Origin of the sequence: Arthrobacter sp. 3Tela_A (assembly GCF_049311025.1) — a bacterium.
GTDB lineage: Bacteria > Actinomycetota > Actinomycetes > Actinomycetales > Micrococcaceae > Arthrobacter_B.
The window spans coordinates 1-21,658 of sequence record NZ_JAXIOM010000066.1; the positions used below are offsets into that span (position 1 = coordinate 1).

The window sequence follows — 21,658 nt, forward strand, 5'->3', positions numbered from 1 at the left end:
GGGTGTTGGTGGGGGTGGGTGGGACGGGATCAGCCGGTTACGGCGCCTGCAGTCAGACCGGAGACGATCCGGCGCTGGAGGACAAAGAACAGGGCCAGGACGGGCACGGTGACCAGTACCGTTCCGGCCATCAGCACGCCCCAGTTGGTGACGCCGTCGTTGTTCTGCAGGAGGGTGAGCCCCACCGGCAGCGTCATCATCTCGGCGCGGTCCACCACCAGCAGGGGCCAGAGGTATTCGTTCCATTCGTTGACCACTGAGACCAGAGCGACGGCGGCGATCGTCGGCGCGGACATGGGAACCACAAACTGGAACAGCCTGCGGAAGTGGCCGGCGCCGTCGAGCACTGCAGCTTCCAGGACCGAGGGCGGCAGTGACAGGAAGTGCTGGCGGAACAGGAAGGTGCCGAAGGCACTGGCCAGTCCGGGCAGGATGATGCCCTGGTAGGTGTTCAGCCAGCCGAGTTCGGCCACCAGTGTGTAGTTCGGAATGATCACGATCTGCTGCGGAATAAGCAGGGCGAAAATCACGACGGCGAAGAACACCTTCTTGAACGGCACGTCCACGAACACCAGCGCATACGCGGTGGTCAAGCCCAGGAAGATCTTCAGGCCGGCTCCAATGACCGTCACGAGCAGTGAATTGGCAAAGAAGGAGCCGAAGGGCACACGTTCCAGGGCAGCTGCGTAGTTGGACAGGTCCAAGCCGGCAGGCAGCCACTGGATCGGAACCGTATAGATCTCATCCGGTTCCTTGAAGCTGGCCAGCATCATCCAGACCAGCGGCAGGATCATCACGGCCACTGCGGCGGCCATGGCTGTGTAGCCGCCCGCGGAGATCTTCCGCCGTGTGCCGGGGCCCGGCTGGGCGCTGGCAGGCGGGGCGGGGGTCAGTACGGTGCTCACGAGTAGTGCACCTTCCGTTCAACGAATTTCAGCTGCAGGAGGGTGATGGCCAGGAGCACCAGGAACAGGATCGTGGCGATGGCGGATGAGTATCCGGCGGTTCCGGCCACGAACCCCTGCTGGTAGATCTGGTACATCATGGTGGTGGTGCCTTCCAGCGGGCCGCCCCTGGTCATCGCCTGGATGATGTCAAAGGACTGAAGGGAGCTGAGCAGCGTTGTCACCGAGAGGAAGAAGGTGGTGGGCCCGAGCAGCGGAAGGGTGATACCCAGCAGGGTCCTCAGTCGTCCTGCACCGTCCAGGGACGCGGCCTCGAGCAGGTCCCTGGGAATTGCCTGCAGGCCCGCCAGATAGATGAGGGCTACGTAGCCCACGTTTTTCCAGAGGTAGACGATGATGACCATGGCCAGCGAGTAGCCCGGATCGTTGTACCAGTCCGGCGAGGGCAGGCCCACAGCCTGCAGAAGGGCGGACGTGACGCCGAAGTTCGGGTCGAAAACGAAGAGCCACAGCAGGCCGACGGCGACGCCGGAGAGCACATAAGGCGCCACGATGATGGTGCGCGCCGCTCCCCTGAGCTTTAGCCTGCTGTTCAGGAGCAGGGCGAGTGCGAGGCCAATGACCATGCCTCCGCCCACAGTGGCCAGCGTGAAAACCACAGTGACGCCAATGACCTGCGGCGTACCGGAGGCACTCAGCCAGTCGGTGTAGTTCCGCAGCCCCACCGGCCGGGCAACCGCCGAGCCGATGTTCCACTGGAGTGTGGAGTAGTACAGGGACTGCAGCAGCGGCTTGTACGTGAAGACCAGCAGCAGGGCGATGTTCGGTCCGGCCAGCAAAGCGAACAGCAGCCAGTTGGAGGTTTTGTTCCGGCGCCGGGCAGCAGGCCGGTGCGAAGTCCGGCTGCGGCCCGGAAGCCGGCTGTCCGGAACAGATCCGGTTCCCTGGCCGGTGGTCCCGGTCTGCCCCGGCGGGGACAAAGTGGTGGATGACATAACAGGTGCAAACCTTCGTCGGGAGCTGATTGACGCCTTCAGCGTAGGTTTGCGGCCGCCGGCAAGACGGCCAAAAGCGGGCGTTCAAAAAAGACTTCAGCACGCGTTGGAAGGGCTTTCAGCCGGCGTTAAGCAGGCGTTCACTTTGTGACGCGGAGACCCTTCAGTGCAGGTCTCCGGTGTGCCGGAGACCTGCAGAAACTGTGTTCTCCGCGTTCGCCGCCGGATGCGCCGCCGGGAACCGTTTGCTAGTCTCTCGGCCATGAGTTCTTCCGGCACAGCTGCACCCAGGCCGCACCGCAGGAACGTGCTCTCCGGAGTCCTGGTGGGAATCGGCACCGCTGCCTTCATCGACGAGGTGCTCTTCCACCAGCTGCTGCAGTGGCATCACTTCTACGACCAGTCGACCGCTTCCGTTGGCCTGTTCTCCGACGGGTTGTTCCACGCGTTTGGCTGGTTCGCGATAGTCGCGGGCCTGTTCCTGTTCGCTGACCTTCGCCGCCGGGCCATCCTGATCCCTGCACGCTGGGGCGGCGCCGTCCTGCTTGGTGCCGGCGCCTTTCAGCTCTACGACGGAACCGTGCAGCACAAGCTCCTGAACCTGCACCAGATCCGCTACGAGGTTGAGCTGCTGCCCTACGACCTGGCCTGGAACGCCGCGGCCCTGCTCATGCTCGGCGCAGGGATCTTCCTGCTGCTCCGCACCCGGGAGGCGGCTGTGGGCGGACCGCCAAGCTGATGCACCATTCCGCCGGCGAGTTTCCTGCCGAGGTCCTGTTTTTGGTCCCGGCCCTGGCGGCTGCTGCAGCCTACATGGCCGGCGCCCGCTCGGACCGGGCCGCCGGCTGGCCGGTGCACCGGACCGCGGTGTTTCTCCTGGGTCTGGCCCTGGCACTACTGACCGTGCTGGGACCGCTTCCTGCCCTGGCCCACACGGATTTTGCCTGGCTTGCGCTCTCCCATGTGGCCGCAGGCATGCTGGCCCCGCTGCTGCTGGTCCTGTCCAGGCCGGTCACGCTGGCCCTGCGGGTTATGGACAAAATGCCGGCCCGCCGGACGGTGCGCCTCCTGCGGAGCACCCCTGCCCGGTTCCTTTCGCACCCGCTGACGGCCGCGGTCCTGAACGTTGGCGGGATGTTCCTGATGTTCCGGACTCCCCTTTTCGAGGCGATGTCCACGCTGCCGCCGGTGCACTGGCTGGTGACATTCCACCTGGTGGCCGCCGGATACCTCTGGACGGCGGCGCTGATTGGGCGTGACCCGAATCCGCACCGGGCCGGCCTGCGGCTGCGTGCCGCTGTGCTGGTGGCGACCGCAGCGGCCCACAACATCCTGGCTAAGTCCCTCTATGCGGATCCGCCGGCGGGGGTTCCCGCAGCTGCCGCCGAGTCCGGCGCCGTGGTGATGTACTACGCGGGCGGGGCCGTGGAGATTGCAGTGATGCTGATTCTCTGTCTGCAGTGGTACCGCAGGTCAGCGCCTGGCCCGTCCTCCCCAGGTGCTGTCCCTGCACCGGACAGGCAAAAGGCCCGTTCCGCGGTGGGCGGAACGGGCCTTCGGCTCAGGATAACGGGAAACTGACCAGCAGAATTCAGCGGTTAGGGAATGGGCACCGGAGTGACGCCCAGCGGCGCGAGCCGCGAGGCACCGCCGTCGGGAGCCGTAAGCACCCAGATCCCCTTCTCATGGATAGCTACAGAGTGTTCCCACTGGCAGGACCGGGCGCCGTCGGTGGTCACAACGGTCCAGTCGTCTTCCAGGGTCACGGTCTCGATGCCGCCGCGCACCAGCATGGGTTCGATCGCCAGGCACATACCCGCCTTCAGCTTGGGGCCGCGGTGGCTGGTCCGGTAGTTCAGCACATCCGGGGCCTGGTGCATTTCCGAGCCGATGCCGTGGCCAACGTAGTCTTCCAGGATGCCCAGGGGCTTCCCCGGAACGGAGCTGACATAGTCATCGATGGCGGCACCGATGTCTCCGACGAACCTTCCCTTGGCCGCGGCGGCAATGCCGTGCCACATGGCGTTCTCGGTGACGTCAGAGAGCCGCTGGTCTTCCGGGTCGGCCGTGCCGACGATCACGGTGCGTGCCGAATCGGAGTGCCAGCCGTCCACGACGGCGCCGCCGTCGATCGAGATGATATCCCCGTCCGCCAGCACCTTGTTCCCCGGGATGCCGTGGACGACTTCCTCGTTCACCGAGGTGCAGATCGTGGCAGGGAAATCGTAGTACCCCAGGAAGTTCGACGTCGCCCCCGCCTCGGCGAGTACACCGGCGAAGACCCTGTCGATCTCTGCCGTGGTGACGCCGGGGCGGGCAGCGGCGACCGCCGCGTCAAGTGCTTTGATGAGCACCAGGCCTGCCTCGCGCATGGTGCGCATCTGCGCGTTGGTTTTGTACTGGATCCGCGGCTGGGCCAACGTCTCGCCTTCTATCTAAACTAGCTGGTCTGCTTGAGTGCCTGCATAACGCGCTCGGTGACTTCGTCGATGTCGCCCAGGCCGTCAACGCGGGTAACGATTCCGCGCTTTTCATAGCTGGCAACGACGTCTGCGGTCTGCTGCTTGTACAGCTCGAGGCGGTGGCGGATGACTTCCTCGTTGTCGTCCGTCCGGCCCTCGATCTCCGCACGGCGGAGCAGGCGCGCCACCAGCTCTTCGTCGTCGGCGGTCAGCAGCAGCACTGCGTCAAGGCTGTCGCCTCCGGCAGCGAGGATGTCGTCCAGCTCCTCGACCTGCGCGGTGGTGCGCGGGTACCCGTCGAGGAGGAAGCCGTCCTGGACGTCCTCTTCCTGCAGACGGGAGCGCACCATGTTGTTGGTGACTTCATCCGGAACGAAGTTGCCGGCGTCGATGTACTTCTTGGCTTCGATGCCGAGCGGCGTCAGGTTCTTCACGTTGGAGCGGAAGATGTCTCCGGTGGAAATGGCGGTGACACCGAGGCGTTCGGAGATACGTGTTGCCTGTGTACCCTTGCCGGCACCGGGAGGCCCAATAATGAGCAGACGTGTCATCGCAATAACCCTTCGTAGTGACGCTGCTGGAGCTGTGCGTCAATTTGTTTGACCGTCTCGAGTCCCACACCAACCATGATGAGGATCGAGGTTCCGCCGAACGGGAAGTTCTGGTTTGCCCCGACCAGCACCAGGGCAATCAGCGGAATAAGGGCAACAATGCCCAAATACATGGCGCCGGGCAGGGTAATGCGGGAGAGCACGTACTGCAGGTATTCGGCGGTGGGGCGGCCGGCACGGATGCCGGGAATGAAACCGCCGTACTTCTTCATGTTTTCCGAGACTTCCTCCGGGTTGAAGGTGATCGACACATAGAAGTACGTGAAGAACACGATCATCAGGAAGTACACGGCCATATACAGCGGGTGGTCCCCGGAGGTCAGGTAGTTGTTGATCCAGACAACCCACTCCGGCGGCGCTGAACCGTCAGTAGGCGTGTTGAACTGGGCCAGCAGGGACGGCAGGTACAGCATGGAGGACGCGAAGATCACGGGGATCACGCCGGCCATGTTGACCTTGATGGGGATGTAGGTGTTCGTGCCGCCGACCGTGCGGCGTCCGACCATGCGCTTGGCGTACTGGACCGGAACGCGGCGCTGGGACTGCTCCACGAAGATGACAAGGGCAACCGTGACGATGCCGATCGCGATCACACCGAGGAAGATGGTCCAGCCCTGTGCCGTCAGGATGGCGCCCAGTGCGCTGGGGAAGCTGGCCACGATCGAGGTGAAGATGAGCAGGGACATGCCGTTGCCCACGCCCTTCTCAGTGACCAGTTCGCCCATCCACATGATGAGCCCGGTGCCGGCTGTCAGGGTGATGATCAGCAGCAGGATGGTGATGATGTTGTCATCCGGGATGATCGGCACGGAGCACTGGTTGTTGAACAGGGCGCCTGAACGCGCCAGCGAGACCACGGTGGTTGCATTCAGCAGGCCCAGGGCGATGGTCAGGTAGCGGGTGTACTGCGTGAGCGTGGACTGTCCCTGCTGGCCTTCCTCATAGAGGGCCTGGAAGTGCGGGATCACCACGCGCAGCAGCTGCACAATGATGCTGGCGGTGATGTACGGCATGATGCCGAGGGCGAAGACTGAGACCTGCAGCAGGGCACCGCCGCTGAAGAGGTTTACGAACTCGTAGAGACCACCAGAGGTGGCACCAAGAGCCAAGCACTGCTGCACATTGCCGTAGTCAACACCCGGGGCCGGGATAAAAGCACCCATGCGGAAGATAGTGATGATTCCCAGCGTAAACAACAGCTTGCGTCGCAGGTCTGGCGTCCGGAAAGCCCGGCCAATAGCGCTAAGCAAGCGTCCTCCTGAAGAAAGTGTGGAAATGAGTCCCGGCGGGACTCGAACAAAACCTGAGTCTATCCGCTCAGGGCCGCTGTTGCGTTATCGAACATAGCAGCGGCGGGAGCGTTAAAGGCACCAAGCCCCCGACTGGCCGAATAACGGCCTTCCGGGAGCTTAGTGGCATGCAGGTACGCGCACAACCCGCCGCCGGCACCCGGGGAAACCCGGGGCCGGCAGTGGAAAGTGTGCGCAGATAAACACGGTGCTTAGAGCGCCGTGGTCGATCCGCCTGCTGCAGCGATCTTTTCTGCGGCGCTTGCAGAGAATGCATCGGCCTTGACATCAACCTTGACGGTGATGTCACCGGTGCCCAGCACCTTGACGGGCTGGTTCTTGCGCACGGCACCCTTGGCAACGAGGGCCTCAACGGTGACCTCGCCTCCTTCGGGGAACAGCTCAGAGATCTTGTCCAGGTTTACAACCTGGAACTCGACCTTGAACGGGTTCTTGAAGCCGCGCAGCTTCGGCAGACGCATGTGCAGCGGCAGCTGCCCGCCTGCGAAACCGGCCTTGACCTGGTAGCGGGCGGCAGTACCCTTGGTACCGCGGCCAGCGGTCTTACCCTTGGAACCTTCACCGCGGCCAACACGGGTTTTAGCCGTCTTGGCACCCGGAGCAGGACGCAGGTGGTGGACCTTCAGAGCTTTGTTATCTTCGGCCATGTTACTTCGCCTCCTCAACCTTCACGAGGTGCGGAACCGTGTTGATCATGCCAACGGTCACGGCGTCTGCACTGCGGACGACGGTGTCGCCGATGTGCTTCAGGCCGAGTGAACGCAGCGTGTCGCGCTGATTCTGCTTACCACCGATGGTGGACTTAATCTGGGTGATTTCCAGCTGTGCCGAGCTGACGGCAACGCGCTTCGGAGTAGTCATCATGCACCAGCCTTCTGCATGTTGCGGATCATCGCTGCGGGAGCAACTTCGTCCAGCGGCAGGCCACGGCGGGCAGCCACAGCCTGCGGCTCTTCGAGGCGCTTCAGCGCGTCAACCGTGGCGTGCACGATGTTGATCGCGTTGGAGGAACCCAGCGACTTGGAAAGCACGTCGTGGATGCCGGCGCACTCGAGGATGGCTCGGACCGGACCACCGGCGATAACGCCGGTACCCGGGGAAGCCGGACGGAGCAGGACGACGCCTGCGGCTGCTTCGCCCTGCACCAGGTGCGGGACGGTGCCGGCAATGCGGGGAACGCGGAAGAATGACTTCTTCGCTTCCTCGACTGCCTTGGCGATAGCCGAGGGAACTTCCTTTGCCTTGCCGTAGCCAACGCCGACCATGCCGTTGCCGTCACCGACAACAACCAGGGCGGTGAAGCTGAAGCGACGACCACCCTTGACCACCTTGGCGACGCGGTTGATGGTCACGACGCGTTCAATGAACTTGTCCTTGTCATCATTGCGTCCGCCGTCGCGTCCGCCGCGTCCGCCGCGGTCACGGCCTCCACGGTCAGAGCGCTGCTCGCCCCGGCGGCCGCCGCGGCGGTCGTCGTTGCCTGCGGCAGCGGTTTCCTTGGTCTCAGTTGCCTCAGCAGATGTAGCTTCAGTCACCTGATTTTCCTTTTCCTTGTTTGCCTCGGTCACAGTGCCAGCCCACCTTCGCGTGCGCCGTCTGCGACAGCCGCAATGCGGCCGTGGTAGCGGTTGCCGCCGCGGTCAAACACCACGGCTTCGACGCCGGCAGCCTTGGCACGTTCGGCAACGAGCTCACCGACGCGCTTGGACTTGGCAGTCTTGTCGCCCTCCATGGAACGCAGGTCTGCTTCCATGGTGGACGCGGATGCAACGGTTACGCCGCGGCTGTCATCGACAACCTGGACGAATACGTGGCGCGAAGAGCGGTTGACGACCAGACGCGGGCGGGCCGCGGTGCCGGCAATGCGCTTGCGGATCCGCAGCTGACGGCGGCTCCGGGAAGCGGACTTGCTCTTGGAATTGCGCTTCTTATTGATGCTGATGGCCATGATTACTTACCAGCCTTTCCGACCTTGCGGCGGACAATCTCGCCGGCGTAACGAATGCCCTTGCCCTTGTAGGGGTCAGGCTTGCGCAGCTTGCGGATGTTGGCGGAAACCTCGCCGACCTGCTGCTTGTCAATGCCGGAAACAGTGAGCTTGGTCGGGCCCGTAACGGTGAGCGTGATGCCCTCCGGAGCCTTCACGGATACCGGGTGGCTGTAGCCCAGGGCGAACTCGAGGTCCGAGCCCTTGGCCTGCACACGGTAACCGGTGCCAACGATTTCCAGGTCCTTCTTGTAGCCTTCGGTCACACCGGTGATCATGTTGGAGATCAGGGTGCGGGTCAGGCCGTGGAGGGAACGGGATTCGCGCTCGTCATTGGGGCGGGCGACGGTGATGGTGTTCTCGTCCATGGAAACCGAGATCGGGCTGGGCACAACGTGGCTCAGCTCGCCCTTGGAACCCTTGACCGTGACGGTGTTGCCATCAATGGCAATCTCGACACCGGCGGGGACAGAGATGGGCAGACGTCCAATACGTGACATTATTCTTTCCCTTCCCTGCTACCAGACGTAGGCGAGGACTTCCCCACCCACACCCTTCTTGGCGGCCTGGCGGTCGGTCAGCAGACCTGACGACGTCGACAGGATGGCGATACCCAGCCCACCAAGAACGCGCGGCAGGTTGGTGGACTTTGCGTATACACGCAGGCCCGGCTTGGAGATACGGCGGACGCCGGCGATGGAACGCTCGCGGTTCGGACCGAACTTGAGGTCCAGGGTCAGCGTCTTGCCAACCTGTGCCTCTTCTTCCTTCCAGCCGGCGATGTAGCCTTCGGCCTTCAGGATGTCGGCAACGCGTGCCTTCAGCTTGCTGTACGGCATGGACACGGTGTCGTGGTATGCCGAGTTTGCATTGCGCAGACGCGTGAGCATGTCTGCGACAGGATCTGTCATTGTCATGTGGGCTCTAGCCCTCCCTCGTAACGGTTTCTGCTGCTCGGCGCGGGGCGTGCCCTGCGTTAAGCAACAGACCTTTTACGTAGTAATTAATCTTCGGATTTGAACGGGAAGCCGAGCGCCTTCAGCAGCGCGCGTCCCTCGTCATCGGTCTTGGCGGTGGTAACCACGGTGATGTCCATGCCGCGTACGCGGTCGATCTTGTCCTGATCGATTTCGTGGAACATCGACTGCTCGGTCAGACCGAACGTGTAGTTGCCGTTGCCGTCGAACTGCTTGCCGCTCAGGCCGCGGAAGTCGCGGATACGCGGGAGCGCCAGGGTGACCAGGCGGTCCACGAATTCCCACATGCGGTCGCCGCGCAGCGTAGCGTGCGCACCGATCGGCATGCCTTCGCGCAGCTTGAACTGTGCGATCGACTTGCGTGCCTTGGTGATCTGCGGCTTCTGGCCGGTGATGGCCGTCAGGTCGCGTACAGCACCGTCAATGAGCTTGGAGTCCTTGGCGGCGTCTCCAACACCCATGTTCACAACGACCTTGACGAGGCGCGGAACCTGGTTGACGTTTGCGTAGTTGAATTCGTCCTGCAGAGTCTGCTTGATTTCCGCTGCGTAGCGGGTCTTCAGACGGGGAACGATCTTGGTGACAGTCTCAGTCATTAGAGGTCCTTCCCAGAGCCCTTGGCGACGCGGATGCGCACGGTGCGGGTCCGGCCGTCTTTTTCGACGATTTCGGTGCGGTAGCCAACACGGGTGGGCTTCTTCGTCTCGGGATCCACGACGGCCACGTTGGAAACGTGGATCGGGGCCTCAACAACCTCGATGCCTCCGGTCTTGGAACCACGGGAGGACTGGCCTACCTTGGTGTGCTTGGTGACGCGGTTGATGCCCTCAACGAGCACGCGGTTGGTCTCCGGGAAAACCTTCAGAACCTTGCCCTGCTTGCCGCGGTCTCCGCCGCGCTCAGCCTTGGCACCGGTGATGACCTGAACCAGGTCACCCTTCTTGATCTTTGCCATGATCTACAGCACCTCCGGAGCCAGCGAAATGATCTTCATGAACTTCTTGTCGCGAAGTTCGCGGCCGACCGGGCCGAAGATACGGGTACCGCGGGGGTCACCGTCATTCTTCAAGATCACTGCAGCGTTCTCATCGAACTTGATGTAGGAACCGTCCTGGCGGCGGCGTTCCTTCTTGGTACGGACGATGACGGCCTTGACCACATCGCCCTTCTTGACGTTGCCGCCGGGAATTGCATCCTTGACGGTGGCAACAATGGTGTCGCCAATGCCTGCGTAGCGACGGCCGGATCCACCGAGAACGCGGATGGTCAAGATTTCCTTGGCACCCGTGTTGTCGGCGACCTTCAGTCGCGACTCCTGCTGAATCACTTATTACTCCTGTCGTCGCGCCGGTTCTCAGTGTTCCTGAGCCTTGCGGAACGGATATGGGTGGACCCCGTAATACTGGTACTCAGCACCGGCCCCTACGGGCCGCTCTGCAGCGCAAGCCGCAGCACCATGCTGAACAAGATTATCGGGCTTTTGTCTTATTCGGCGGTGAGGAAGGGGATCCGAAAGAGGACATGCTTCCGCACCACACAGACAAGATTTCAAGTTTACCGCGAAAGGGCCCCGGAAACGAAATCGTACGATTCCGCCGCCGGGGCCCTGACGCTGTGGACGGCGCCTGTGTGCCGAAGGAGCTGCTTTTCAGCCGCTCCCCCGGCACACGCTCCGGCCTGTTATGTGCTTTGCAGCTTTGTTGCCTTACGGCGTTTGGCTACTTGGCCTTTTCGATGATCTCGACCAGGCGCCACCGCTTGGTAGCGGACAGCGGCCGGGTCTCGGCGATCAGCACGAGGTCACCGATGCCGGCAGCGTTCTGCTCGTCATGTGCCTTGCGCTTCTCGGTGCGGCGAAGAACCTTGCCGTACAGTGCGTGCTTCACGCGGTCTTCGACCTCGACGACGATGGTCTTGTCCATCTTGTCGGAGACCACGTAGCCGCGAGCGGTCTTCCGGTACCCGCGGGCATCGGCTCCGTTTGCGTCAGTTGTCACTGCTGCCTCATTCTTGTTTTCGCTCATTTGGCATCATCCTCGGCAACCGCAGCTTCGGACTCCGCAGCCTTCTTCTTGGACTTCTTCTTCTCGGGGGCTGCTTCCTCGACGGGAGCAACTGCCTCGGGACGAATTCCCAGTTCACGCTCACGCAGCACCGTGTAGATGCGGGCGATGTCGCGCTTTACGGCGCGGAGCCGTCCGTTGTTCTCCAGCTGCCCGGTGGCGGACTGGAAGCGGAGGTTGAACAGCTCCTCCTTAGCCTTGCGCAGTTCTTCAACGAGACGCTCGTTGTCGAACCCGTCCAGCTGATCAGTTGCAAGTTCCTTTGAACCGATAGCCATTGCTATTCACCACCCTCGCGACGCACAATGCGTGCCTTCAACGGCAGCTTATGGATCGCCAGGCGCAGTGCCTCGCGAGCTACCTCTTCGGAAACACCGGAGAGTTCGAACAGAACCCGCCCCGGCTTGACGTTTGCAACCCACCACTCCGGCGAACCCTTACCGGAACCCATGCGGGTTTCGGCCGGCTTCTTCGTCAGCGGACGGTCCGGGTAAATGTTGATCCAGACCTTGCCGCCGCGCTTGATGTGGCGCGTCATGGCAATACGTGCAGCTTCAATCTGGCGGTTGGTCACGTATGCAGGCGTGAGAGCCTGGATACCCCATTCACCGAAGCTGACAGCGGTGCCACCGGTTGCAGCGCCGGAACGACCCGGGTGGTGCTGCTTGCGGTACTTGACTCGACGTGGGATAAGCATTTAAGCCTGTCCTCCTTCTGCTGCGGGGGCAGCTGCCTCAGCGGCCGGAGCCTCTGCAGCAGGCGCGGCGGCCTTGTCGCCGCGGTCGTTACGACGACGACGGTCCCCACGGTCCGCCGGGCCGCGGCCCGGACGGTCGTTGGAACGTCCGCGGGACGGTGCAGCAGCCTGCTGTGCAGCCAGTTCCTTGGAAGTGACGTCGCCCTTGTAGATCCAAACCTTCACACCAATGCGGCCGAAGGTGGTCTTGGCTTCGAAGAAGCCGTAGTCGATGTTCGCGCGCAGGGTGTGCAGGGGCACACGGCCTTCGCGGTAGAACTCCGAGCGGCTCATTTCAGCGCCGCCCAGGCGGCCGGAGCACTGGATACGGATACCCTTTGCGCCTGCACGCTGTGCGGACTGGATTGCCTTCTTCATCGCACGGCGGAAAGCCACGCGGGAAGAGAGCTGCTCTGCAACACCCTGGGCAACCAGCTGTGCTTCCATCTCGGGGTTCTTGACCTCGAGGATGTTCAGCTGGACCTGCTTGCCGGTGAGCTTTTCGAGCTCGCCGCGGATGCGGTCTGCTTCGGCGCCGCGGCGGCCGATCACGATACCCGGACGTGCGGTGTGGATATCCACACGGACACGGTCGCGGGTGCGCTCGATCTCAACCTTGGCGATGCCGGCGCGGTCCATGCCGGTGGACATCAGCTGACGGATCTTGATGTCCTCGCGGACGAAGTCCTTGTAACGCTGGCCCGGCTTGTTGCTGTCAGCAAACCAGTGCGAAACGTGGTCAGTGGTGATGCCGAGTCGGAACCCGTGCGGGTTTACCTTCTGTCCCACTTAACGGTCCTCCTCGTTCTCGGGGGTTGCGACAACCACGGTGACGTGGCTGGTCCGCTTGTTGATGCGGTAGGCGCGGCCCTGGGCCCGCGGCTGGAACCGCTTCATGGTGGGTCCTTCATCAACGAATGCTTCGCTGATGTAGAGGTCACCTTCGTCGAAGGCCACGCCGTCACGGTCCGCGAGGACACGTGCGTTGGCCATTGCCGACTGAACTACCTTGAATACCGGCTCCGAAGCTGCCTGGGGGGCAAACTTCAGAATTGCCAATGCCTCATTCGCTTGCTTGCCACGAACAAGGTTGACGACGCGCCGGGCCTTCATAGGCGTTACGCGGATATGACGCGCAATTGCCTTGGCTTCCATTGCTTTCCTTCTCTCGTCTTCTGCCGAAAGAGCAGCGCCTAGCGGCGCTTGCCCTTGCGGTCGTCCTTCACATGGCCGCGGAATGTACGCGTCAGAGCGAATTCGCCGAGCTTGTGCCCGACCATCGACTCGGTGACAAACACCGGAATGTGCTTGCGTCCGTCGTGCACGGCGATCGTGTGCCCGAGCATGTCGGGGATGATCATCGAGCGGCGGGACCACGTCTTGATGACGTTCTTGGTGCCCTTCTCGTTTTCGGCCTGCACCTTAAGGAAGAGGTGCTGGTCGACGAAGGGGCCTTTCTTCAGGCTGCGTGGCATGTTTCCAGGCTCCTATCGCTTGTTCTTGCCGGAACGACGGCGACGCACAATAAGCTTGTCGCTCTCTTTGTTGGGGCGGCGGGTACGGCCCTCGGGCTTACCGTTCGGGTTGACCGGGTGGCGTCCACCACTGGTCTTGCCTTCGCCACCACCATGCGGGTGGTCAACCGGGTTCATGGCGACACCGCGGACGGTCGGGCGAACGCCCTTCCAGCGCATACGGCCGGCCTTGCCCCAGTTGATGTTGGACTGCTCGGCGTTGCCGACCTCGCCAATGGTGGCGCGGCAGCGGACGTCGACGTTGCGGATTTCGCCGGAAGGCAGACGCAGCTGGGCGAAGCGGCCTTCCTTTGCAACCAGCTGAACCGATGCGCCGGCGGAGCGGGCCATCTTGGCACCGCCGCCCGGGCGCAGTTCAACGGCGTGGATAACGGTACCCACGGGGATGTTGCGCAGCGGCAGGTTGTTGCCGGGCTTGATGTCAGCCCCGGCGCCGGCCTCGACGAAGTCGCCCTGCTTGAGCTTGTTCGGCGCAATGATGTAACGCTTGGTGCCATCAACGTAGTGCAGCAGCGCAATGCGGGCGGTGCGGTTCGGATCGTATTCGATCTCGGCAACGCGAGCGTTGACGCCGTCCTTGTCGTGCCGGCGGAAGTCGATCAGGCGGTACTGGCGCTTGTGTCCGCCACCCTTGTGCCTGGTCGTGATCTTGCCGGTGTTGTTACGGCCGCCCTTTTTGGGCAGCGGACGTACCAGCGACTTTTCCGGCGTCGACCGCGTGATTTCGGTGAAGTCGGCTACGCTCGAGCCGCGGCGGCCCGGGGTAGTCGGCTTGTATTTACGGATTCCCATTATTTATTCCTCGTTAAAGTGGTCTCCGCCCTAGCTGAGCGGACCGCCGAAGATGTCGATTGTGCCTTCCTTCAGGGTGACAATCGCACGCTTGGTGCTCTTGCGCTGTCCCCATCCGAATTTGGTGCGCTTGCGCTTACCGGCACGGTTGATGGTGTTGATCGAGTCGACCTTGACGGAGAAAATCTTCTCCACGGCCAGCTTGATCTCGGTCTTGTTCGAGCGGGGGTCGACCAGGAAGGTGTACTTACCTTCGTCGATCAGGCCGTAGCTCTTTTCCGAGACGACGGGTGCAAGCACCACGTCGCGAGGGTCCTTTGCGGTGGTCGCGCTCACTTGGCGTCCTCCTTGACAGTGTTCTTGCCGACGAACTCGTCGTAGGCGGCCTGGGTGAAGACCACGTCGTCAGCAACGAGCACGTCGTAGGTGTTCAGCTGATCTACGTAGATCACGTGAACATCGGTGAGGTTGCGCACGGAGAGTGCAGCAACATCGTTGGCGCGCTCGATGACAACGAGCATGTTCTTGCGGTCGGTAAGTGAACGCAGCGCTTCGCGTGCAGCCTTGGTGGACGGCGTCTCGCCGGCTACCAGGGTTTCCAGCACGTGGATGCGGCCGTTGCGTGCCCGGTCAGAGAGAGCCCCGCGAAGTGCGGCGGCAATCATCTTCTTGGGGGTGCGCTGGCTGTAGTCGCGGGGCGTCGGTCCGTGGACAACGCCGCCACCGGTCATGTGAGGAGCACGGATGGAACCCTGACGGGCGCGGCCGGTGCCCTTCTGCTTGAACGGCTTGCGGCCTGCACCGGAAACCTCGGCGCGGGTCTTCGTCTTGTGCGTACCCTGGCGGGCAGCAGCAAGCTGAGCCACAACTACCTGGTGCAGCAGCGGAACGTTCGTCTGAACGTCGAAGATTGCTGCGGGGAATTCAACAGTTGCTTTGTTAGCCATGAGACTAAGCTCCCTTCACGGCGGTGCGTACGAGGACGACCTGGCCGCGGGCGCCGGGAACGGCACCCTTGATCAGCAGCAGCGACTTCTCGGTATCCACAGCGTGGACGGTGAGGTTCATCGTGGTGTGGCGGACGGCGCCCATGCGGCCGGCCATCCGGAGACCCTTGAAGACGCGGCCGGGGGTGGATGCGCCACCGATGGAGCCGGGCTTGCGGTGGTTCTTGTGGGCACCGTGGGAAGCGCCGACGCCGTGGAAGCCGTGACGCTTCATAACACCGGCGAAGCCCTTGCCCTTGGAGGTACCGACGACGTCGACCTTCTGGCCGGCTTCGAACATCTCAACGGAGAGTTCCTGGCCGAGCTCGTAGGTGTCAGCGTCAGCGGTGCGCAGCTCAACAACGTGACGGCGCGGCGTGACGCCGGCCTTCTCGAAGTGGCCGGCCAGCGGCTTGGTGACCTTGCGGGGATCGATCTGGCCGTAGCCGATCTGAACGGCGGTGTAGCCGTCCTTCTCCGCATTGCGCAGCTGGGTGATGACGTTGGAATCAGCCTGGACCACGGTGACCGGGATGAGCTTGTTGTTCTCGTCCCAGACCTGGGTCATGCCCAGCTTGGTGCCCAGGAGGCCCTTAACCTGGCGGGTAAGTGAAGAAGACATAAGTATCTGCTCCCCCCTACAGCTTGATTTCGATGTTCACGTCTGCAGGCAGGTCAAGACGCATCAGCGAGTCAACGGCCTTAGGCGTGGGGTCAATGATGTCGATCAGACGCTTGTGCGTGCGCATTTCAAAGTGCTCGCGGCTGTCCTTGTACTTGTGCGGCGAACGGATAACGCAGTACACGTTCTTTTCCGTGGGCAGCGGCACGGGGCCTACTACCGTTGCGCCTGCACGCGTGACCGTCTCAACGATCTTCCGTGCTGATACGTCGATGACCTCGTGGTCATACGACTTCAGCCGGATGCGGATTTTTTGTCCCGCCATGGCGTCGTGCCTCTTTCTTCGAGTATTGCTCTCTGTACAGTTTTTGCCCCTGGCGGCCATGTCGGCCCCGGCGCTCCTCCAACAAGCTGAATCCGGAAGCTCCGGGTTCCTCAACCTGCCGAGGCTCCGACCCCCGCGCTCGGGCGTGTCGCAGATTCGAAACTGGCAACACCCGTTCAAGAATGGGGGCGGGTTATATATGGGCTTTTCTCCTGAAGGATCCGACCCTGCGACAGGCATTATCCTGACCGGGACGCAATCTCAACACGCACACAGTGCCGTTTTCACGGCCTGCTTAAGCGCGTGTGGACACAAAAGCGCTTGAACAACTTCTCTAGTCTGCCAGAAGTGCGCGCAGAACGCGAATCAGCGTCCCGCCGCGGCTCCCGGCTTCTAGCATATGGATTCGCCTCAAGCCGGAATTGCCCGACTCGTGGCGCGTCATTTCCTCCCAGTCTAGCCCAGCACTCTTCCGTGCTGAAATCCGGGCCGGGCTGGTGCGCAGCCCTACGGTTCGTTCCGGTTGGCCCGGCGGATGCGCTTGGCCCGGTCAATCTCGTGCGAGAAGTGCCGGCGCCCCCAGGCCAGCCCGCCTACAACCGCTGCCGCGACGACCAAAAAGATGAGGAGTTCCATCCACCGAGCCTATCGGAGCACGCTGTGCCCTGTCAGGCCCGGCCCAATCCGGGCTCGGTGTCAGCGATTCTCCAGGATGTCTTCGGCTTCCTGCTCGGGGGCGGTCCGCACCCGTGTCAGACGCCAGACAGCCAGTGCGATGAGACCTGCCGCCAGCAGTGCCAGCAGCAGGAAGGTGTAGCCGCGCAGGTACCACAGCACCGCGAGCGCCACTCCCGAAGCGCCCCAGATGGTGAACAGCTTCCGGCTGGCCAGCAGGCCAAAGGCCAGAAGCCCGGCGTGGGCCACCAGTGCCCACAGCTGCTCCCCCGTGCCTCCGTAGACTACGGTTCCCAGCCCGCCCGCGGAGAGGATCACCGCTGATGCCCCCAGCAGGATTGTGCCGCGGCCCTCGCGCCGGCGCAGGTATTCCCACGCTGCGAGCCCGGCGAGCACCACCGACCAGTACTGCACGGACCAGAACACATCGGCACCGCCGAACACAAACCACGCAATCCGTTCAATCGCCAGCGCCGCGGGCAGGCAGGCTGCCTCCACTGCCGTCTCCCGAACTGACCGCGGGGCCTCACAGGCTGCCAGGGCGAGCGCAGCCAGCAGGGTAAGCGAGCCTGCTACGGCAGAGCCGTTGTATTCGGCCATCGCAGGCACCGCCCCGACCAGGAGAACCAGCGAGGACCCCGCACCGGGAATCCTCAGGCGCAGGGAGGATGCATTCCCGCCGAGGGAGATCAGGAGCCGCATGGCCTGGAGAGCCAGCGCCGTACCCCACACTGGCCAGAGCAGGCCGTAGCCCGGAGCGAACGGCCGGGAGAGGACATTCTGTTCAAATCCGGCGGCCGCCAGCAGCGCTGCGGCCAGCAGCAGGGGTGGTGTCCCGGCCGCCAGCCAGGCGTTGCCCCTGGTGTAGGAAGCACTCAGCGCCGCGGCGCCAAGCAGGGCGGGAGCCAGGGCTGCCAGCAGCAGGTTTCCGCCGGCAGCCGCGGCAGCCGGCAGTACGGCTGCGGAATAGGCCACACCGGCACCTAGCATGGCGTTCCTGAATGAAGCGTCCCCCGCACGGGCCTCCCCGGTGAGTGCCGCTGCCGCCAGGGCGGCGATGATCAGTCCGGCAGCCACCGCCGTCAGAGGAGCGTTGGACAGTACACCGCCGGACCCTAACCGCAGAGCATCCGAAAGTACCAGCGGCAGCGCCCCCAGGGCGTACAGCCCCGGGTAAAGGACAGGAGCGTGGGTGCTGCGGGCGTACCCCGCGGTACTGACGCCCAGGAGCAGAAGCAGCAGCAGTGCAGTGACGTCCCGGTGGACGTTGCCGCCGGCCAGCACCGCATACAGCGCCGGTGCGGACACCAGGATTCCCATACTCGTCCACAGGGCTGTCCGCGCCCATTCGTCTGCCTTCCGCGGTTCCAGGAAGGTCCGCACCAGCTGGGCTGCAGCGCAGGCTGCCGCTCCGGCCGCAAGGACGCCGTGGCTGCCCGCTCCGGCATCTGCCGACACCAGCACCGCCAGCACAGTCATGAGCAGCTGCGCAGCGAGCAGGTACGGCCCCCGGCGGGCGTGCCGGATCCGGGACAGGAACAGTGCGCAGGCCAGGGCGGCCAGGACCAGGAGTTCGTAACCCCGCAAACCCAGGAGCCCTGTTCCGGCGAGCGCGGCGCCGGCGAATCCTCCTGCTGTCAGTACCTCCCAGCGGCCCGGACCGAGCAGCAGTGACGCTGCAGTGTTCACCCCAAGTCCAAGCCAAAGCAGGCCAAGTGCCCACCCGTCGTTCGGACCGTCAATCAGCCGGATGGCGGGTACGGCAAGCAGGGCTGCGGCCGCAGTGGCCAGGATCAGTTCGGCGGCGTTGGGCAGGGGTGCCTTCCTGAAGGTCCTCAGCGCTGCATCCAGCTCGGTAGCGGCGAATGCGCCCGCAGCACTGAGCACCGCAATGAGCAGTACCACCGGTTCTGTTCGGCCGCCGAGCTGCAGGTACGCGGCCGGCAGCAGGGCGAGGACCGCCAGTCCTCCCCACCGCAGGGGCTCGGCTGCTCCGAGGACCTGTACGCGGTTGTGAAGGAGGGTCCGCAGGATCTGCCCTGCCGCGAGCGTGATGCCAAGGGCCGCGAAGAAGACGGCCGTGGATCCCCCGGACATGTCCGCGGCCAGCAGGGCGGCCAGCACAGCGCCAAGACCCTGCACACCTGCCAGGTAGATACCCCGGAGCGCGCCGGTCCGGTCCAGGACCAGCGCAGCGCAGTAGGCGAGCCCCGCAGCGAACAACAGCTCATAGCCGCGCATGCCCAGGACTGAAACGCCGAGCAGCAGGGCGGCCGCGAACCCGCCGGGCGCAAGGAAAGCGAGACCGCTGTGCCGGTGCAGGGCGGCAGTAAGCAGGTTGGCTGTGAACGCCACCCACAGCACAGCGAGCGCCAAGCCGGCTGGCTCTGCTTCAGCCGCACGCACACCGGCAGAGAGCAGAAGGACGAGGGCTGCGGCTGCGGCGGGTTCTGCGCGAAAGCGGTCAGCTCCGCCCCGGCGCAGCGCTGAAGCAAGCTGAGTGAGCACTGCACCCCCGGCGGCGATCAGAAGGAGGACGCAGCCCGTCCGGGCCTCAGCTTCCGTTGAAAGCATCAAGTAGTAGGCCGGCGCCGCGGCGGCCAGCGCCAGCAGGTTTCCCCAGCCCAGTGCCTGCACCGGCCCGTAGCGCTGCAGCCGGGCGCCAAGCACGGTACGTACCGCATGCTGCAGGGCGAGGACCGCTGCAACCACCACAAAGACACCATGCGGTCCCAGGTCAAGGTCCTGGGCGATCAGCCCTGCCAATACCGTCAGCAGAACCTGTCCTGCCGCAAAGTACCAGCTGCGCAGCCTGGCCAGTGCCGGTTTGAAGGATTGGAGCACGCAATAAGCCAGGGCAGCAGCGCAGAGCAGCTCGTATCCCCGCACTCCCAGCAGGCCGGCGCCAAACACACCGGCAGTAAGAAACCCGGCGGGCGCGTAGACCCCCGCCATTTCCCGCCCCCGGCGCAGGGGCAGCGCGGAGTACACGGCGTTCAGCAGCACAACGGTCCACAATGCTGCCAGCGCCAGGGCCGTGGTGGGAAAGTCCTCGAAGCGAAGCGCCGCTGCGAACACCAGCGCTGCTCCGGCTGACACGGCGGGAACTATCCGTGGGAAAAGCTCCTGCCGTCCGCCGGCTGCGGCCAGCACTGACCAGGCCTGGCTGGCCGCCGACGCCAGGAAGGCCGCGGCAAGGGTCCAGGCGACGGCCGTCTCCGGCACCCGGTCCTGCAGCGCCACATAGACGGACAGCGGCAGCAGTGCGGCGGCGCAGGCCCGCGCTGCGAGTACAAACGCTGCACGTCCTGCCCCTTGGGCACGGGCTGCCCGGAGGACAAGGTATCCGGTCAGGAGACCGAGGTTCAGCAGCACCGGCCACAGTTCGGCGGCACCCGTGAGCAGGCACGCTGACGCTGGCAGGATCACCCCGGCTGGGGCCAGGAACTCGGCGCGCTTTGAAAGCCGCCACGCAACCGTGCAGAAAGCCAATTGGACCGCCGCAGCGGTTCCGGCGAAGATCAGGGCGTCCCCTGTGCCATTCTGCGCATTCAGTGCGTAGGTCACTGCTGCTGCCACGCCGGCCGCAAACTGGAGCACCAGGCTGCCCAGCAGGTCAGCCCGGTACATTCGCGCGCCGCGCGGCTCCGAACGGTCGCCAACCCCATCGGCGCCGGGCTCACCTGTCCGCACCGCTCCGGGAAGGTCTGCCCGGTGGGCTGCGCGCAGGTAGCGTCCCCGGAGGGGAAACAGCATAGGCGCCTGCCCACCAGTCACGAGGACAGCTGCCAGGAGCGTTGCGGGCAAGCTGTCCGTCGCCCGGAAGGTGAGGATCACGAGCCCGGCGGCTGCAGAGACCCGCAGTCCGTAGCTGTGCAGGAGCGCCTGGTTCCCCGGTCCCTGCCAGAGCATCACGCCGTAATAGGCGGCGAAGACCAGGAACAGGACCGCGAGAGGGCCGGAGCCGAGATCCGGGGAGGTCAGGAGTGCAGCTGCAGCAGTAGCCGGCACCAGGAACCGGTGCGAGGCAACGAAAGCATCGAGGTAGATGTTCCGCAGCCAGCCGGGACGGCGAACGGCGGCCAGGGAAACCAGGGTGGCCAGCAGGACGGTGCAGATGAAATACCACACGATGCCCGAGCGGAGTGCTGCGCCGGAAGCCAAAGCCGTGGAGAGCAGGAACGTCAGCGCCAGGTAAGTCACGACCCGGCTCTCAAGGCGCGCGGCCGCGTAGGCGAACGCAGCCGTTCCGGCCAGCGAAGTGGCCAGCCAGGCGAGGACGGGATCCGGGAGGATCAGGTTGTAGAACGCCAGGCCCACCACGGGGATCAGTGCCAGACCGGTCCCGGTGAAGGCTACCGCCGCCGGCCGGAGGCTCTTTTTCCGGGAATGGACCACCAGACCGGACGCGTAGAAGAGTGCTGCCAGGACAGCGACGCCGGCAAACCGAGCCTGTTCAGGAATCGAAATACCGATGAACAGCGCTGCGGCCGCTACCAGCAGGAGGCTTCCGGCATAGAGAGTGATGTTGATATTGCGAAGGTCCCGGCGTCGCTTCTCTTCGGCAAGTTCCGCCTTGGGCCGGGGAGCGTGGGCAGGGGGTACGGGCGCGCGGTCTCCCGTCCGCAGATCGGTCAGCGCCGCGTTTCCGGGGCGCCCGATGCCGGGGGCGGGGAC

General features: G+C 64.0%; 29 protein-coding genes. 2 read left to right on the forward strand and 27 right to left on the reverse strand.

Features of this window, described 5'->3' with window-relative positions; all coding sequences use genetic code 11:
• Positions 1-29 precede the first annotated feature (29 nt).
• Complete coding sequence (locus TVC13_RS15650) at positions 30-905, reverse strand: carbohydrate ABC transporter permease (RefSeq protein ID WP_422402099.1); 876 nt, start codon at positions 903-905, stop codon at positions 30-32.
• Entirely contained in the window at positions 902-1,900 is a 999-nt protein-coding gene (locus TVC13_RS15655; protein ID WP_422402100.1) for a carbohydrate ABC transporter permease, read from the reverse strand. The genes TVC13_RS15650 and TVC13_RS15655 overlap by 4 nt, the downstream gene beginning before the upstream one ends.
• A 262-nt stretch (positions 1,901-2,162) precedes the next feature.
• On the opposite strand from TVC13_RS15655, the gene TVC13_RS15660 reads away from it, so the two are divergent.
• Positions 2,163-2,639, forward strand: coding sequence for a DUF2243 domain-containing protein (locus TVC13_RS15660; protein ID WP_422402101.1), 477 nt, complete (start codon positions 2,163-2,165; stop codon positions 2,637-2,639).
• Entirely contained in the window at positions 2,639-3,481 is an 843-nt protein-coding gene (locus tag TVC13_RS15665; protein ID WP_422402102.1) for a cytochrome c oxidase assembly protein, read from the forward strand. The genes TVC13_RS15660 and TVC13_RS15665 overlap by 1 nt, the downstream gene beginning before the upstream one ends.
• 17 nt (positions 3,482-3,498) lie before the next feature.
• Here the strand turns inward: TVC13_RS15665 and map are convergent, their stop codons facing one another.
• The 25 genes from map to TVC13_RS15790 all read right to left on the reverse strand — a co-directional run.
• On the reverse strand, positions 3,499-4,320 hold the full coding sequence (map, locus tag TVC13_RS15670) for a type I methionyl aminopeptidase (protein ID WP_422402103.1): 822 nt from the start codon (positions 4,318-4,320) through the stop codon (positions 3,499-3,501).
• Positions 4,321-4,340: 20 nt separating this feature from the next.
• Positions 4,341-4,913, reverse strand: coding sequence for an adenylate kinase (locus tag TVC13_RS15675; protein WP_422402104.1), 573 nt, complete (start codon positions 4,911-4,913; stop codon positions 4,341-4,343).
• A complete protein-coding gene (secY, locus tag TVC13_RS15680; protein ID WP_422402105.1) occupies positions 4,910-6,223 on the reverse strand; it encodes a preprotein translocase subunit SecY in 1,314 nt (437 codons plus the stop codon). Before secY ends, TVC13_RS15675 begins: the two co-directional genes overlap by 4 nt.
• A gap of 251 nt (positions 6,224-6,474) precedes the next feature.
• Positions 6,475-6,930 (reverse strand): 50S ribosomal protein L15, encoded by a 456-nt coding sequence (gene rplO / locus TVC13_RS15685; protein WP_055239363.1) that lies wholly within the window; start codon positions 6,928-6,930, stop codon positions 6,475-6,477.
• 1 nt (position 6,931) lies between these two features.
• Positions 6,932-7,144 (reverse strand): 50S ribosomal protein L30, encoded by a 213-nt coding sequence (rpmD, locus tag TVC13_RS15690; protein WP_152227310.1) that lies wholly within the window; start codon positions 7,142-7,144, stop codon positions 6,932-6,934.
• Complete coding sequence (gene rpsE / locus TVC13_RS15695; RefSeq protein WP_176697540.1) at positions 7,144-7,818, reverse strand: 30S ribosomal protein S5; 675 nt, start codon at positions 7,816-7,818, stop codon at positions 7,144-7,146. Before rpsE ends, rpmD begins: the two co-directional genes overlap by 1 nt.
• 29 nt (positions 7,819-7,847) lie before the next feature.
• Positions 7,848-8,231 carry a 50S ribosomal protein L18 gene (gene rplR, locus TVC13_RS15700; RefSeq protein ID WP_227894286.1) on the reverse strand — a complete coding sequence of 128 codons (384 nt, stop codon included), beginning with the start codon at positions 8,229-8,231 and terminating at the stop codon, positions 7,848-7,850.
• Between the two features lie 2 nt (positions 8,232-8,233).
• Positions 8,234-8,770: a 50S ribosomal protein L6 gene (gene rplF, locus TVC13_RS15705; protein ID WP_194782757.1), complete on the reverse strand. Its 537-nt coding sequence runs from the start codon at positions 8,768-8,770 to the stop codon at positions 8,234-8,236.
• A gap of 18 nt (positions 8,771-8,788) precedes the next feature.
• The gene (gene rpsH, locus TVC13_RS15710) at positions 8,789-9,187 is read right to left on the reverse strand and encodes a 30S ribosomal protein S8 (protein ID WP_055239359.1); all 399 of its coding nucleotides are present in this window, start codon (positions 9,185-9,187) and stop codon (positions 8,789-8,791) included.
• A gap of 86 nt (positions 9,188-9,273) precedes the next feature.
• Positions 9,274-9,843, reverse strand: coding sequence for a 50S ribosomal protein L5 (gene rplE, locus TVC13_RS15715; protein WP_055239358.1), 570 nt, complete (start codon positions 9,841-9,843; stop codon positions 9,274-9,276).
• Positions 9,843-10,202 (reverse strand): 50S ribosomal protein L24, encoded by a 360-nt coding sequence (gene rplX, locus TVC13_RS15720; protein ID WP_055239357.1) that lies wholly within the window; start codon positions 10,200-10,202, stop codon positions 9,843-9,845. The genes rplE and rplX overlap by 1 nt, the downstream gene beginning before the upstream one ends.
• Positions 10,203-10,205: 3 nt before the next feature.
• Entirely contained in the window at positions 10,206-10,574 is a 369-nt protein-coding gene (gene rplN, locus TVC13_RS15725; protein WP_055239356.1) for a 50S ribosomal protein L14, read from the reverse strand.
• Between the two features lie 391 nt (positions 10,575-10,965).
• Complete coding sequence (rpsQ, locus tag TVC13_RS15730) at positions 10,966-11,271, reverse strand: 30S ribosomal protein S17 (RefSeq protein WP_055239355.1); 306 nt, start codon at positions 11,269-11,271, stop codon at positions 10,966-10,968.
• Positions 11,268-11,588 carry a 50S ribosomal protein L29 gene (gene rpmC, locus TVC13_RS15735; protein ID WP_055239354.1) on the reverse strand — a complete coding sequence of 107 codons (321 nt, stop codon included), beginning with the start codon at positions 11,586-11,588 and terminating at the stop codon, positions 11,268-11,270. The genes rpsQ and rpmC overlap by 4 nt, the downstream gene beginning before the upstream one ends.
• 2 nt (positions 11,589-11,590) lie before the next feature.
• A complete protein-coding gene (gene rplP / locus TVC13_RS15740; protein ID WP_055239353.1) occupies positions 11,591-12,007 on the reverse strand; it encodes a 50S ribosomal protein L16 in 417 nt (138 codons plus the stop codon).
• Complete coding sequence (rpsC, locus tag TVC13_RS15745; protein ID WP_055239352.1) at positions 12,008-12,835, reverse strand: 30S ribosomal protein S3; 828 nt, start codon at positions 12,833-12,835, stop codon at positions 12,008-12,010.
• Positions 12,836-13,201, reverse strand: coding sequence for a 50S ribosomal protein L22 (rplV, locus tag TVC13_RS15750; protein WP_055239351.1), 366 nt, complete (start codon positions 13,199-13,201; stop codon positions 12,836-12,838).
• 38 nt (positions 13,202-13,239) lie between these two features.
• The gene (rpsS, locus tag TVC13_RS15755) at positions 13,240-13,521 is read right to left on the reverse strand and encodes a 30S ribosomal protein S19 (RefSeq protein ID WP_055239350.1); all 282 of its coding nucleotides are present in this window, start codon (positions 13,519-13,521) and stop codon (positions 13,240-13,242) included.
• A gap of 12 nt (positions 13,522-13,533) precedes the next feature.
• Positions 13,534-14,373, reverse strand: a complete 840-nt coding sequence (gene rplB, locus TVC13_RS15760) for a 50S ribosomal protein L2 (RefSeq protein WP_055239349.1) — start codon at positions 14,371-14,373, stop codon at positions 13,534-13,536.
• Positions 14,374-14,403: 30 nt separating this feature from the next.
• Positions 14,404-14,709: a 50S ribosomal protein L23 gene (rplW, locus tag TVC13_RS15765; RefSeq protein WP_055239348.1), complete on the reverse strand. Its 306-nt coding sequence runs from the start codon at positions 14,707-14,709 to the stop codon at positions 14,404-14,406.
• A complete protein-coding gene (gene rplD / locus TVC13_RS15770; protein WP_152226477.1) occupies positions 14,706-15,320 on the reverse strand; it encodes a 50S ribosomal protein L4 in 615 nt (204 codons plus the stop codon). Before rplD ends, rplW begins: the two co-directional genes overlap by 4 nt.
• Positions 15,321-15,324: 4 nt before the next feature.
• The gene (gene rplC / locus TVC13_RS15775) at positions 15,325-15,981 is read right to left on the reverse strand and encodes a 50S ribosomal protein L3 (protein ID WP_055239346.1); all 657 of its coding nucleotides are present in this window, start codon (positions 15,979-15,981) and stop codon (positions 15,325-15,327) included.
• 16 nt (positions 15,982-15,997) lie between these two features.
• Positions 15,998-16,306: a 30S ribosomal protein S10 gene (gene rpsJ, locus TVC13_RS15780; protein ID WP_003803825.1), complete on the reverse strand. Its 309-nt coding sequence runs from the start codon at positions 16,304-16,306 to the stop codon at positions 15,998-16,000.
• Positions 16,307-16,813: 507 nt separating this feature from the next.
• The gene (locus TVC13_RS15785) at positions 16,814-16,942 is read right to left on the reverse strand and encodes a hypothetical protein (RefSeq protein WP_422402106.1); all 129 of its coding nucleotides are present in this window, start codon (positions 16,940-16,942) and stop codon (positions 16,814-16,816) included.
• 60 nt (positions 16,943-17,002) lie between these two features.
• The coding region (locus tag TVC13_RS15790) for a hypothetical protein (RefSeq protein WP_422402107.1) at positions 17,003-21,658 on the reverse strand (4,656 nt) is incomplete at its 5' end.

What these genes read in the sequence shown, in the direction of transcription:
- TVC13_RS15655 (WP_422402100.1), bottom strand. Translation starts at nt 1,900, where the DNA reads ATGTCATCCACCACTTTGTCCCCGCCGGGGCAGACCGGGACCACCGGC.
- TVC13_RS15660 (WP_422402101.1), top strand. Translation starts at nt 2,163, where the DNA reads ATGAGTTCTTCCGGCACAGCTGCACCCAGGCCGCACCGCAGGAACGTG.
- TVC13_RS15665 (WP_422402102.1), top strand. Translation starts at nt 2,639, where the DNA reads ATGCACCATTCCGCCGGCGAGTTTCCTGCCGAGGTCCTGTTTTTGGTC.
- TVC13_RS15675 (WP_422402104.1), bottom strand. Translation starts at nt 4,913, where the DNA reads ATGACACGTCTGCTCATTATTGGGCCTCCCGGTGCCGGCAAGGGTACA.
- rplO (WP_055239363.1), bottom strand. Translation starts at nt 6,930, where the DNA reads ATGGCCGAAGATAACAAAGCTCTGAAGGTCCACCACCTGCGTCCTGCT.
- rpmD (WP_152227310.1), bottom strand. Translation starts at nt 7,144, where the DNA reads ATGACTACTCCGAAGCGCGTTGCCGTCAGCTCGGCACAGCTGGAAATC.
- rplR (WP_227894286.1), bottom strand. Translation starts at nt 8,231, where the DNA reads ATGGCCATCAGCATCAATAAGAAGCGCAATTCCAAGAGCAAGTCCGCT.
- rplF (WP_194782757.1), bottom strand. Translation starts at nt 8,770, where the DNA reads ATGTCACGTATTGGACGTCTGCCCATCTCTGTCCCCGCCGGTGTCGAG.
- rpsH (WP_055239359.1), bottom strand. Translation starts at nt 9,187, where the DNA reads ATGACAATGACAGATCCTGTCGCAGACATGCTCACGCGTCTGCGCAAT.
- rplE (WP_055239358.1), bottom strand. Translation starts at nt 9,843, where the DNA reads ATGACTGAGACTGTCACCAAGATCGTTCCCCGTCTGAAGACCCGCTAC.
- rplX (WP_055239357.1), bottom strand. Translation starts at nt 10,202, where the DNA reads ATGGCAAAGATCAAGAAGGGTGACCTGGTTCAGGTCATCACCGGTGCC.
- rpsQ (WP_055239355.1), bottom strand. Translation starts at nt 11,271, where the DNA reads ATGAGCGAAAACAAGAATGAGGCAGCAGTGACAACTGACGCAAACGGA.
- rpmC (WP_055239354.1), bottom strand. Translation starts at nt 11,588, where the DNA reads ATGGCTATCGGTTCAAAGGAACTTGCAACTGATCAGCTGGACGGGTTC.
- rplP (WP_055239353.1), bottom strand. Translation starts at nt 12,007, where the DNA reads ATGCTTATCCCACGTCGAGTCAAGTACCGCAAGCAGCACCACCCGGGT.
- rplV (WP_055239351.1), bottom strand. Translation starts at nt 13,201, where the DNA reads ATGGAAGCCAAGGCAATTGCGCGTCATATCCGCGTAACGCCTATGAAG.
- rpsS (WP_055239350.1), bottom strand. Translation starts at nt 13,521, where the DNA reads ATGCCACGCAGCCTGAAGAAAGGCCCCTTCGTCGACCAGCACCTCTTC.
- rplB (WP_055239349.1), bottom strand. Translation starts at nt 14,373, where the DNA reads ATGGGAATCCGTAAATACAAGCCGACTACCCCGGGCCGCCGCGGCTCG.
- rplD (WP_152226477.1), bottom strand. Translation starts at nt 15,320, where the DNA reads ATGGCTAACAAAGCAACTGTTGAATTCCCCGCAGCAATCTTCGACGTT.
- rplC (WP_055239346.1), bottom strand. Translation starts at nt 15,981, where the DNA reads ATGTCTTCTTCACTTACCCGCCAGGTTAAGGGCCTCCTGGGCACCAAG.
- rpsJ (WP_003803825.1), bottom strand. Translation starts at nt 16,306, where the DNA reads ATGGCGGGACAAAAAATCCGCATCCGGCTGAAGTCGTATGACCACGAG.
- TVC13_RS15785 (WP_422402106.1), bottom strand. Translation starts at nt 16,942, where the DNA reads ATGGAACTCCTCATCTTTTTGGTCGTCGCGGCAGCGGTTGTAGGCGGG.